General features: G+C 56.8%; 7 protein-coding genes. 6 read left to right on the forward strand and 1 reads right to left on the reverse strand.

Annotated elements, in window-relative coordinates; genetic code table 11:
• Nucleotides 1–1,596 precede the first annotated feature (1,596 nt).
• Genes ACM43_RS38610 through ACM43_RS10350 form a run of 6 tightly spaced genes read left to right on the forward strand, consistent with a single transcriptional unit; the run spans nt 1,597 to nt 9,556 of the window.
• Nucleotides 1,597–4,008 (forward strand): 2-aminoethylphosphonate--pyruvate transaminase, encoded by a 2,412-nt coding sequence (locus tag ACM43_RS38610; protein WP_199751054.1) that lies wholly within the window; start codon nt 1,597–1,599, stop codon nt 4,006–4,008.
• A 31-nt stretch (nt 4,009–4,039) separates the two neighbouring features.
• Nucleotides 4,040–5,098, forward strand: coding sequence for a dhydrorhizobitoxine desaturase (gene rtxC, locus ACM43_RS10330; protein ID WP_036030775.1), 1,059 nt, complete (start codon nt 4,040–4,042; stop codon nt 5,096–5,098).
• The gene (locus ACM43_RS10335) at nt 5,095–5,913 is read left to right on the forward strand and encodes a gamma-glutamyl-gamma-aminobutyrate hydrolase family protein (protein WP_036030772.1); all 819 of its coding nucleotides are present in this window, start codon (nt 5,095–5,097) and stop codon (nt 5,911–5,913) included. The genes rtxC and ACM43_RS10335 overlap by 4 nt, the downstream gene beginning before the upstream one ends.
• A gap of 9 nt (nt 5,914–5,922) precedes the next feature.
• The gene (locus tag ACM43_RS10340) at nt 5,923–6,945 is read left to right on the forward strand and encodes a DMT family transporter (protein WP_271539910.1); all 1,023 of its coding nucleotides are present in this window, start codon (nt 5,923–5,925) and stop codon (nt 6,943–6,945) included.
• On the forward strand, nt 6,942–8,228 hold the full coding sequence (locus ACM43_RS10345; protein WP_036030765.1) for a hypothetical protein: 1,287 nt from the start codon (nt 6,942–6,944) through the stop codon (nt 8,226–8,228). Before ACM43_RS10340 ends, ACM43_RS10345 begins: the two co-directional genes overlap by 4 nt.
• On the forward strand, nt 8,228–9,556 hold the full coding sequence (locus ACM43_RS10350) for a glutamine synthetase family protein (protein WP_050996218.1): 1,329 nt from the start codon (nt 8,228–8,230) through the stop codon (nt 9,554–9,556). The genes ACM43_RS10345 and ACM43_RS10350 overlap by 1 nt, the downstream gene beginning before the upstream one ends.
• Before the next feature lie 1,317 nt (nt 9,557–10,873).
• On the opposite strand, the gene ACM43_RS10355 is transcribed toward ACM43_RS10350, so the two are convergent.
• Nucleotides 10,874–11,307 (reverse strand): hypothetical protein (locus ACM43_RS10355; protein WP_333919213.1); only part of this gene is annotated, 434 nt, incomplete at its 5' end.

Consider the following 11,307-nt stretch of genomic DNA (forward strand, 5'->3'; position numbering starts at 1 on the left):
CATCGTTCATTCAAAGCTCCTTCATTCTAGAAGAAGCCGTCAATCCTGAAAGTGCGAAAGACTCTGTACGTTATCCATGAAGGCGGCCATTGACGCGGCTGAAAAGGAAAGGGAGCTCATCGGTGGCCGAGCGACAAAGAATGATCTCTCGATGAACCGTTCTGGTCAGCCATCGACGTGTTCGACCGCGCTGTAGACCGCGTAGAACGCGAGCTCGGATCAACGAGCGGGCCTGGCCTGCGGAGGAGTCAAAGCGAGCAGAACGGCACGGAAGTGACTATCGTCGAACCAGAGTGCCTCATTGGCGAGGTACTTGCGCTCACCGAGTGCTGGTGATGCGCGGCTCGCCGGCTCAGGCTTTTGAGCCGCCGTAAACCACGGCACGTTCGCCGCCGCCGTGATCGCTCGGTGAGATGTGTCACGGCGAGGGGCGAACGATGGTTGCTGCCGGCCTAGCGATCAATTTGAAAGATGGACCCGCGCCGCTCATCTGGACGCGGCTCGATGCACTCCTAGCAAATCAGGACAACATGCTCTGTCGCACGGTCACTCGCCGAAAGGTGCCGCACTGATCCTTCCTAAGCGGCCAGCATCCAAAATCGCCCAATCGCCATCAAGTCGGACTGGACCGCAGTCTGCAAGTGTCGCGCTATTCAAGCGCAAGGACCTGATAACAGCAAGGCGATGCAGGATGATCTCGCCGGCACCGCGGAGAAGCTCCGCACCTCCACATGGCGCTTTGGCCAGGACCGTATGTAAACGGGACGACTAGCCCTCACTGCGGTCCAGCTCGCGCTTGCAGTCAGAATGCTTACGATGGGTCAAAATTGAACGCTCCAGCGATTCAACCCCGCTGTGAATCCTCTGTCCTCTGCTGCTTACGTCAGCTTGTCACCGCCAAATGGGAGTACGTAAGAAAAAAATTCACGTGAGAAAATCCTCGGAGAGGGTTGAACCGCCCGTAACGTCAAGTTGTACGATCTCCGAAATCGACAGTCATCAGCGTCACAGATCCTCCAACCAGCGACGGAGTGCAAATGTATCAAGTCCAAAACAACGCATTAGCCTCCCGCTGCCAACTACGATCATCGAGTGTGCCATGCATTGATCATCCGGGCACGTCGAGTCCTGGCTGCATCGCCTTGCTAGCGTAAAGCGTGCTGGCTCACACGTAAATCGTCAGCCGACTGGCGCTTAATAGCTGCAAGAGGGCGATCGCGCTCAAGCTTGCACATACGTGACAGTGGATGAGAGGGTACGCCGGCGCCGGTTGCGTCCGAGTGCTCAGTGCCAAAGGCTATTTGGGAGGTCTGAAAGGCATCAATGAGCCGCTTTGTGAAACATCGCTCTCTAGCCGCAACGAGATGTGGAGGTTGTCATCCGACAGCCGTTTCGGGCGCCACCACGAAACGCGTCCGCGATCCATGTCGCTTCATTCGAAGCTGTTGATGAGGAATGGGAGGCGCGCGACGGGGCTCTCCGGTGTGCGTACTCCGGGTCGTGGACGAATACAATGTTAGGAGGAATGGTTTGACAAGACAGCGGTCTTTGCTGACGCCTGGTCCATTATCGTTATCGCTGGCGGTCAGGAGCCAGATGCAGCTTGATCTCGCGTCTCGCGATGACGAGTTCAAGGAAGTGACCGCCTCCATGAGGCGGCTGATGCTCAGCTTGCTGGGGAACGCTGAGGCCTATTCGGTGGTGCCTATTCAAGGAGGCGGCTCCTTTGCAATGGAGGCTGCCCTATCTTCATTTGTGTCCCGAGCCCACAGGCCGCTCGTTTGCGTAAACGGCGTCTATGGCGAGCGCATTTTACAAATTTTGCGGCTGTGGGGTGTCGAAGCACTGAAGCTTGTCAAGCGCGCGACCGATCCGTTGGATCCGGAAGAGATCGGCGAGTATCTGAGCCGAAATCCCGGCGTTACGCACCTGTGTTTCGTGCATTGTGAGACGACAACCGGAATCGTCAATCCGCTGCATGAGATCGTGGAGGTGGCGAGGCGACGTGGCGTAAAGACCATCATCGATGGGATGAGTTCCTTCGGCGCCCTCAATATCGATCTGAGCCAGCGTGGACCTGACGTACTGGTCACATCGAGCAACAAGTGCATAGAAGGGCCGCCGGGAGTAGCGTTTGTCATCGCCTCGCGCGAGCTGCTGGAGAATGCGGCTCAAGAACCGAGATCGTTTGTGCTCGATGTGAGAGATCAATGGCGCTCGCTCGAGCGGACGGGTGAGTGGCGGTCGACCCCTCCAACCCACGTCGTTCAGGCAACGACAATGGCTTTGAAGATTCTGCACGAGGAAGGCATCGATGCCAGGCGCTTCAGGTACGAGAAGGTCAGAGACGAGCTCATCAAGGAACTCGAAGGGATAGTGGCTCCGCTGTTGTCTCTCGAGTTGCAGTCCCCGGTCTGTGTTGCGTTCAGTGCGCCGCCCGGAATAGTGGACCAGCAAGGATTCGATGGGCTGTATCGCCACTTGGCGGCCCACAATCTTTACGTCTACTCGAAGCTGCATCTTGCCACGCGAAGCTTCCGGATTGGTTGCATTGGGGAAATCCAATCCAGCTGGATTGAGCAGTTGGGATGCGCCTTTCGTACATATTTCCGGTCCGGTCAGGCTCGGTCAGCAAGACCTGCGTCGGGCCAAGAGGCATATGGCGCGCGCGTAAAGATGTCGGCTCAAGCAGCTGGGGACCGGCAGCTGCCGCTTTCCGCCGAGACTGCTGTTCTGCATGCGGGCTATCGACGCGACCCGGTGACGAAAGCCGTCGCAGTGCCGATTTACCAGAATACAGCTTATGAACTCGATGGCGATCTAAACCACATCGCTGACGTCTACAACGTCAAGGCGGATGGGTTCACCTACACGAGGATTATCAATCCGACGACTCGCGCGCTGGAGAAGCGCTATGCCGCCGTCGACATGGGCAGCGACTCGCTCGCCGTTGCGTCAGGTCAAGCGGCGACGTTCCTTGCCATCATCAACCTTTCAAGTGGCGAAGTAGGGGACAATATCGTTGCCTCTCCGTATCTATATGGCAATACCTGGAACCTGCTCCACAACACCTTAAAGCGTTTGGGAATCAGCGTGAGGACAGCAGATCCCCGAAGGCCCGAGACGTTCGAACGTGCCATTGATGATCGCACGATTTGCCTGTTCGGAGAGGTAATTTCGAATCCCTGTCTGATTCCGCTCCCCGTCAAACAGCTGGCGGAAATCGGCCGAAGGTACGGGGTGCCTCTGGTCGTAGACAATACGACCACGCCATTGGTATGTCGGCCGTCAGACCTGGGCGCTGCAGTTACGACGTACTCTGCAACAAAATATATATCCGGTCATGGCACGACCCTCGGCGGACTGATCGTTGACAGCGGCAAGTTTAGCTATCGGGGAGCTTCTCGCTTTCCCTTGTTCAACGGTCCCGACGAAGCGCATGGCGGAATTGTCTGGCACAACGCTGTGCGCGATGTCGATGATCTAGGAAAGAGCGAGTTTCTCCTGAAGGCTCGCATGACCTGGTTGCGCGATACCGGTGCGGCCATTGCCCCGTTTGCGAGCTTTCAACTGATCCAAGGGCTTGAAACGCTGCCGCTTCGCATGAAGCAGCACTGCGCGAACGCTAGGATCGTCGCCGGCGTTCTAAAGGAGCATCCCAAGGTGCGTCGCGTCTTCTACCCGGGGCTCTTTGAAGGCGCCGATCGGGAAATCGTCGATCAGACACTCAACACCGCATACGGACACGGGGCGATGGTCATGTTCGAAGTGGAAGACGAGCTGGCCGGGCGCAAGTTCATCCAGAACGTTGACTTGATGTATCACGTTTCCAATGTGGGAGATGCCCGCACGCTCGTGACTCATCCTGTCTCGACGACCCACACCACTGTCCCGCGGGAAAAGCGCGAAGCCGCTGGCATATTTGGCGGCTCAATCCGGCTTTGTGTCGGCATTGAAGATGTTAACGACATCTTGCGCGATCTGGACAAGGCGCTTTCCGCAATCTGACAACCTGCAAGGCGATCAGGAAGAGGTTCTCATGAATCAGGCAGACGCTTGGAAACTGAGGTCATCACGCTATGAGGCCGTTCAATTCAGTCGGGAGATCAATAAGCAGCTTTCGGAGCTAAGGCCGGACAACATCACGGGGGCCGCCTACATTGCGAAAGATTACGCTGCCATCACAGCGTGCACGCTTGCGACCGTGTCTGTCTCGTGGTGGTTCTACCCGCTGGCCGTTCTCCTGATCGGTGCCTATCAACGCGGATTGACAACCATCGCTCACGATGCGGCTCACCGCACGCTCGCGAGGAATACCACCTGGAATTATGTCCTGGGCATTCTGTTCGCTTCCTATCCCTTGTTCCAACGCCACTGGGCCTACCGGATCTCACATGTCTACTTGCATCATCCCTATCTCGGCGACCCGGACAAGGATCCCGACCTGAAGTTTTTCCTGGCCAGCGGCGTCTACGATGTGCAGCCTCCAGAGAGATACGCTTTCAACATCATCTGGAAGCCGATCTTCGGCGGCGCGACAGTAGCGTATCTGAAGTATCTTTGGACTAATCGTTTTTCGATCGAAGAGACCGAAGATCAGAGCCGCTCAGGCATACTTGTCGACAGGTATGGCTTCTATCTGTTCTGGTTCAGCATCCTGGCCGGGTCATATGCTCTTGGTCTGCTCCATATCGTCGTCCTGTTTTGGATCGTGCCCTATCTCACCACGTTTCAGGTCCTCGGCTGGTTTATCGAACTCGCTGAGCATTCACCCATGTGCGAAACAGAGACGCAGAACGTCTATCTCACCAGGAATCGTAAAGGAAGCTTCCTCGAACGAGCCATCCTGGGACAGAATCTGGATGAGTACCACCTTGAGCATCACCTTTCGCCCGGTATCCCGTTTTGGCTGTTGCGCAAGGCTCAGAAAATCCGAATGCAGGATCCAAACTACGCGAAGGTCGCCGCCACATGGGGCGGGCTCTTTGTCAAGGGACCTCAAGGTCAGCCTAGCGTCATAACTCAGTTGAAAGAGCGAAATCGGCGGCTGTATGAGCAGTCCGTTGCCGAGGTTCGCACGCGAAACAAGGTGGCGTGAGGTTGCAACAGCCCGAGCGCACCCAAGCCGTTGTCGGCGTCACTTCGAACCGTCTTCTGGCCGATGGTGTGCATCGCGACTGGTTACGGCGCAAGTACGTGCAGGCACTCCAGCGTCATGCGGGAGTGGCTTGTGTCATATTGCCGACCGTCGACGCGGAAGATGCTATGGAGGAGGTCGCCCCGGCCATCATGCGCCGGCTCGACGGTCTGGTCTTGACAGGCGATGAATCGAACGTGGACCCCGCAGTCCTGTCAGCGCCCGCGTCCTTTGCGGATCCTGATCGGCAGGATGTTGAGCCTGGGATCCTTGACCGTCCCCGGGACAGGCTCTCTGCCGTAGCCATAGAGAGCGCCATCGCCCTCGGAATGCCTATTCTGGGCATCTGCCGTGGGCTTCAGGAACTCAACGTCTATTTCGGCGGAACACTCCGCCCATCGCTTACGAAGTGGAGCCGAGAAAGCGGCGCCATGCATGCCGAGAAGCCAGATCGTCCCAGGGACCGTCAGTACGATGCCGCGCACCGCGTCAGGATATCATCCTATGGCGCACTCTTGCCAATCGCGCGAACGATCGAAGCGCAAGTCAACTCGCTGCACAATCAAGGCATCGAGGTGCTTGCCCCAGCGCTGAGGCGCGAGGCGTGGGCGCCTGACGGTCTGGTCGAGGCGGCTTCAGTGATTGGCGCTCCGACGCTGCAAATCGGTGTGCAATGGCACCCCGAATGGCACGTCTCAACCGACCTCCTCAGCAAGCAACTGTTCAAAGCATTTGGAGAGGCGTGTGGTGGGTACTGCCGCACTAAGAAGGGCTAGAGGCAGATCGTGATATTGCAAACGAAACGTGGCTCGCGCGAGCCGAAAGGTCCGTCGTCCGAAACCGACGCGCGCGCCGGGGCTTCCGAGAGCTCCGCCCGGCTTGGCGGGGACAAAAAGGGTGGACGATTGACGAGTGGCTTCGCTCTAGGAGTGTTCTTTGTGGCGCTTTATGTCGTTCTGAGCGCGGCAGGCGAGGTTTATGCGGCATCGTATTTTCAGCAAGCCGATGTGTTCGTGGCGCTCCTGCTGTCTTTCGCTGTGGTTTGTCTGACGTTCAACTTCTTGGCTCGCCACGAGGGAGCCGGAGCACGAGCCGGAAAATGGTCGCTCCTGGTCTTCGCCGCACTCAACGTCGTGACGGCGATCAGCTGGATCGGTCTATTTATAGGACTGAAATACGCTGAACCTGCGATCGTGGCCGCTTTCATGGTGGCGTTGGGGCCTGCCGCAACAGTGTGGTTGAACGCTGTGATCAGGCGCAGGGGCGCCCCGCCAACATCCGATATTGTCGTGAGCGCCGCGATTGCGACGATCGGGACTTACATGATTTGGATCTCGGCTAGCGGCAATGCGGGTGTGGAGTGGGGGGCTCGATCGTCCTTTGGCATCGTCTTGGCCATCGTGGCCGGCCTATCGCTCGCCCTCACAAATATCCTTGTCAAGGTGCTTTTCGACCGTGGGTTTTCCGGCCGACAGGTGCTGGCGCATCGCTTTTATGGAACCATTCTCTTGCTGCTGGGGCTGGTCGACCATTCATCTATCGTGCCCGAGATCTCGCAGCATTGGTTTGCGATCGCAGCAATTGGACTGTCGACGATCATTTTGCCTTTGCTCTTGATTCAGCAGGGCATTCGCCGCGTAGAGCCCTTCACCGTCAACATGGTCCTGTCCACCGCCCCCATCGTCACCTTCCTGTTCCAGTACTTCGATTCTCGCATCGTGCCTTCGTCACATACGTTCGTTGGAAATGTCCTCATTACGGCTATCGCTGTCAGCAACATCTACTTGCAGTATCGGAGATCCGCATGAAAGAACGGAAATGTGTAGTCGTGGACGCATACTCTACGGGCCGCTACCTACCCGAGGAATTCAAGCGCTATGGAATTGGGACCGTGCATGTGATGTCGGCCGCACAGATTCCACCTATATTCCAGGCGCATTTCAATGAGGATCTGTACGATGAGGTCATTCGCCCCGGCGAGCGCATGGGGTATGATGACATCGTTGAATATCATCTTCAGGCGCTCCATGGCAGAGAAGTCGAGTTCGTTATCGCCGGCTGCGAGTCTGGAGTCGAACTCGCCGATTCGTTGTCAGAGCGGCGGGGCTTACCTTCAAACGGGACCGCTCTATCGGCTGCTCGGCGTGACAAAGCGCGATTGTCCTGCGCGCTGACCTATGCCGGTGTGCGATCGATCAGACAAGTCGTGTCGGACAATGCTGTAGAGATCGCAAGCTGGAGGCGCGAAGCGAAGTTTGACGAGATCGTGATCAAACCTCTGAATAGTACCGGCACCGAAGATGTATTCTTTTGCTCGACAGATGCTGATATTCAGCGCGCTCTAAGCGCGATTGTCGGGAAGACGAACCGTGTCGGAGCATTGAATCGTTTTGCCCTCGGGCAGGAAAAAATAAACGGTCAACAATACACCGTAAACGCCGTCTCGATCCACGGCGATGCCTTCGTTACGGAGGTCTGGACCTATGACACCGTTCCTATCGAGGGGGCATCATCGGTCTGCTCGCTCGAGAGGTTGTTGGACGGCAGCGAACCAATCGTTCAGGAGCTCTCCGACTACCTGAAACGTGCGTTGCAGGCACTTCAGATCCTCGAGGGACCGGCTCATGCCGAGATCATTGTCGATCATCGGGGCCCCGTTCTGGTGGACTTCGGGGCGCGGCTTCAAGGGACTATGTCGGCAAAAGCACGAACCATGGCGTTGGGGCATAACCATATCACGCTGACCGCTTGGCGCTACGCAGATCCCGGGGGCTTTGGTGAGTACATGAGGATGCGTGGGCCGTACAAGCGGAAAGCGCACGCACTCTGTGTCTCCCTGATCTCCGATAGGGGCGGTGTCGTTGCCGGCTACCCGGGACTCCAAGCAATCCGCAACCTCCCGAGCTTTGCGGATGCCATTGCATTCGTTCCAATTGGTGAGGAGCTGGTTCCGACCATCGATTTGGCATCGACACCAGGCATCGTCTATCTCGTGAATAGCGACATGAATCAGCTTAATGATGACTATCACAAGTTGCGAGCAATGCGGATGGACCAGGTGTTCGAATTGGTAGCGCGGGATAGCCAGTGATGGCAGCTGAAGCAACCTTGACCGGAGCGACTCCAGTCCGCGCGGCGATGATCGGCGTAAGCGACTTCGACGGAGTGCTGCGAGGCAAACACGTCTTAGGTGAAGATCTCTCGGGTCAAGATAAAGTCATAAAGTTCTCTGAAGCAGTGCTGGCGTGGGATTGTTCGGATCAGGTCATTCCGATCAGTTTTACGCAGCAGCCGTTATCAGCATTTGGGGATGCTGAGCTGCGTATTCTGTCTGCCACCGGCCGTTCGGTGTCTGATCTCGGCAATCAATACCTCTACCTCGCCGAGTTCACGGGCGCACATGAGAACATCTGCCCGCGGGGTGTTCTGCGTAAGGTCCTGAGAAGGGCTGCTGACCTCGGATACAGCTGCGCTGTCGGGTTCGAGTTTGAATTCATGTTGTTCAAGGAGAACGCCGATACAATTGAGGATAAGCCGTTCAGCGAATGGGTTCCTTTAACACGGGGCCCGTTCGGCTACTCGATTATGCGCTCCGTTGCTCAACATGAGCTGTTCGATGAGATCTTGGCGCTTTGTGAGAAAGCTAGAATACCTCTCAGCGGACTGCACTTCGAAACCGGACCGGGCGTGGTCGAAGCGTCACTTCGTCATTGTGATGCGTTGGAAGCTGCCGATCGAGCAACCATATTCAAGTCGATGATAAAAGCATGGGCGCAAAGGCGAGGCATGATGGCTACATTCATGGCCAAGGTTTCAGAGGATTGGCCGGGTCAGTCCGGCCATATTCACATTTCGATGTCCTCGGATGGTCAGAATGCGTTTTACGACGGCAATGCGGTCGGTAACTTCTCAAAGCTTATGAGGCAATTCATCGCCGGACAATTAAACTACATGAACGAGTTTTGTGTGCTCGCTGCGCCGAACTTCAATAGCTACAAGAGGTTGGTGCCTGGCTGCTGGGCACCAATCTGTCCAAGCTGGGGAGTTGACAACCGCTCCTGCGCAGTTCGCGCTATCTCGGGAGAGCCATCCATCCATCGTCTGGAATATCGGCTGTCTGGCGCAGACGTGAACCCTTATCTTGCGCTCGCATGTGCAATTGGCTCCGGGATATTGGGAGTCGAGACAGGTGTGGCACTACCCGCGTCGATCGCCGGTGATGCAAGCGTGGAAATGACTGCGAGACTACCTCAAAGCCTATCAGAGGCAACTTCTCGTTTCGCACAGTCAGCAGCGGCGAACGAGATTTTCGGAGAAAGGTTTGTTGAAGCATTTTCTTGCTCGCGCCGTTGGGAATGGGACGCCGTTCAAAATCGAGTGACCGACTTTGAACGTCGGAGATACTTCGAGATCATCTAGCTTGTCTTGACAGTTCTGTGCCTCATTCCTCTCGCAGCCATGTGAAGGGAGCGTCCCTCGTTAAGGAGAACCGTGGGGAGCTGATGAGGTCTGCTGCCAACTGCTCTGTGGCCGCAATTGCGACTGCTTCGGTGCGATGCAGGTAAGTTGTGCTCGACTTTGTCCAGAAGGAAGGCAAAAGGGGAATATTTGTCCAGTGGGGCGAAGCCGAAGAGCAGGACGCGGACGCTGTAGCCGAACCGCGGAGCCCCGCGCCCGAGACGAGGTTGGCGTAGATCGGTGCTGGCCAGGACGCGCCCGCGCGGCGCTCTGAATTCCCTGCCGGCGAAGAGGGGCCAATCACTTTTGGTCCTGGATTCATGAGAGCGAGAAATGCTGCGTAGTCTATTTCGCGAAGATGCGTAAAGGATTGTCCCACAAGCGCCGCACGAGGGTATCGCGCAGAACCGCCCCAGCATATCTTGGGATGCGCGCGTACAAAGGCTGCAACAATGATCTTGCCTTTATCGGCTTCGAACGGGTGAGCGCATCACGCGAAAGGCCAAAGAACTTTAGGGAAGGCCGTAAGAAAGTACGCCTCCGGTGAGGGCCCCCGGTGAGGCCGCCTTCGCTGGACAGCCGATTTGCGATCAAGCAGCGTGAGTGACGCACGCGCGCTAGGACCGGAACGTCGTAGGACGCGATCTCTCGGTGAGTTGAATGGTCGTCTCGCCCCTGTCCTTCTGATCGGTCGCCTTGAGCGACGTCTCCAGCAGCTGTCCTGATGGGTGCCGTTTTAGGAAAACCGTGCCAATCTAGCCAAGCCTTAAAGACATGGCAGAGCTTGCTCTTGGCGGTGCAGTTGAGTCAAAATGAGCGGGTCGCCACTAAAAGTAGCCGAGTTGGGATCAACAGCGCGCTACATTGCTGCGCCCCAGAAAGATGTGACGGGCCCACCGTTAGGCAGTGCCACAAGACTAGCGGTTCGACCACACCGTCAAAGTCGATCAGTGCCGTCTTCGGTTTTGACGGGCTCTACAGGAGAGTACGCTTTGATAGACAAATGAGAAAAATCGGCGGCTGAAATACACCCGCGATGGGACGTAGATGAGTGCGGCTGACACATCGTCTCATCCTGCCAAATCTCGCCGTCGACCCAGCAGACTCCACTCGTCAGACGCTGCATCACGGGTAATGCAGCGTAGGAGTGTGGTCTTGCCGCACCCTGGAGGACGACAAATTCCCGTGAGTCCCTCGGCGTGAACGCTGAATCGCAACCAGCGAACAGTTGCGGGAGATCAGCTGAACGGCGACTGCGATAAGCCCAGCTCTGCTTCCTCACGTGCCCCCACCTGGGCCGTTTACTTCTACAAAAATAACCACAAAAACAGTCAGAAAGGCAACAATCAGAACTCCGCAGAGGATAGCTGTATTGCTTGAGCGCGGCGTCTCTGCAGCTAGGAGATTAAAAGGCGGGGCGGCAGGATTGCACATCCCGTACGTCACAAGGGGGACGTTAAGCCTATCAGCGCCATCGAGGATATTGACAGTCGGGCGTTGGGGCGTGCGGATCATACATATAAGGCTGGGTTCCAGCCCCGCGGAATTGCCAGGCAGCTTGACCGGCCGGAAGTTGTCCGCCGGTTGACCGGGTGCGGCTAGCGTCGTTTGGCTGTCGTAGGGGCCGCCATTCCTGAAGCTTGGTAGCACCTCTCGGGGACCATTCTGCTTGAATGTCGCCACAGCTTTGACGCTCGAAGGACTTGCGCCAG

It is taken from the genome of Bradyrhizobium sp. CCBAU 45321, assembly GCF_028128975.1.
GTDB lineage: Bacteria > Pseudomonadota > Alphaproteobacteria > Rhizobiales > Xanthobacteraceae > Bradyrhizobium > Bradyrhizobium yuanmingense.

Coding starts and splice junctions, on each gene's coding strand:
- ACM43_RS10345 (WP_036030765.1), top strand. CDS start 6,942: ATGAAAGAACGGAAATGTGTAGTCGTGGACGCATACTCTACGGGCCGC.
- rtxC (WP_036030775.1), top strand. CDS start 4,040: ATGAATCAGGCAGACGCTTGGAAACTGAGGTCATCACGCTATGAGGCC.
- ACM43_RS38610 (WP_199751054.1), top strand. CDS start 1,597: ATGCAGCTTGATCTCGCGTCTCGCGATGACGAGTTCAAGGAAGTGACC.
- ACM43_RS10350 (WP_050996218.1), top strand. CDS start 8,228: ATGGCAGCTGAAGCAACCTTGACCGGAGCGACTCCAGTCCGCGCGGCG.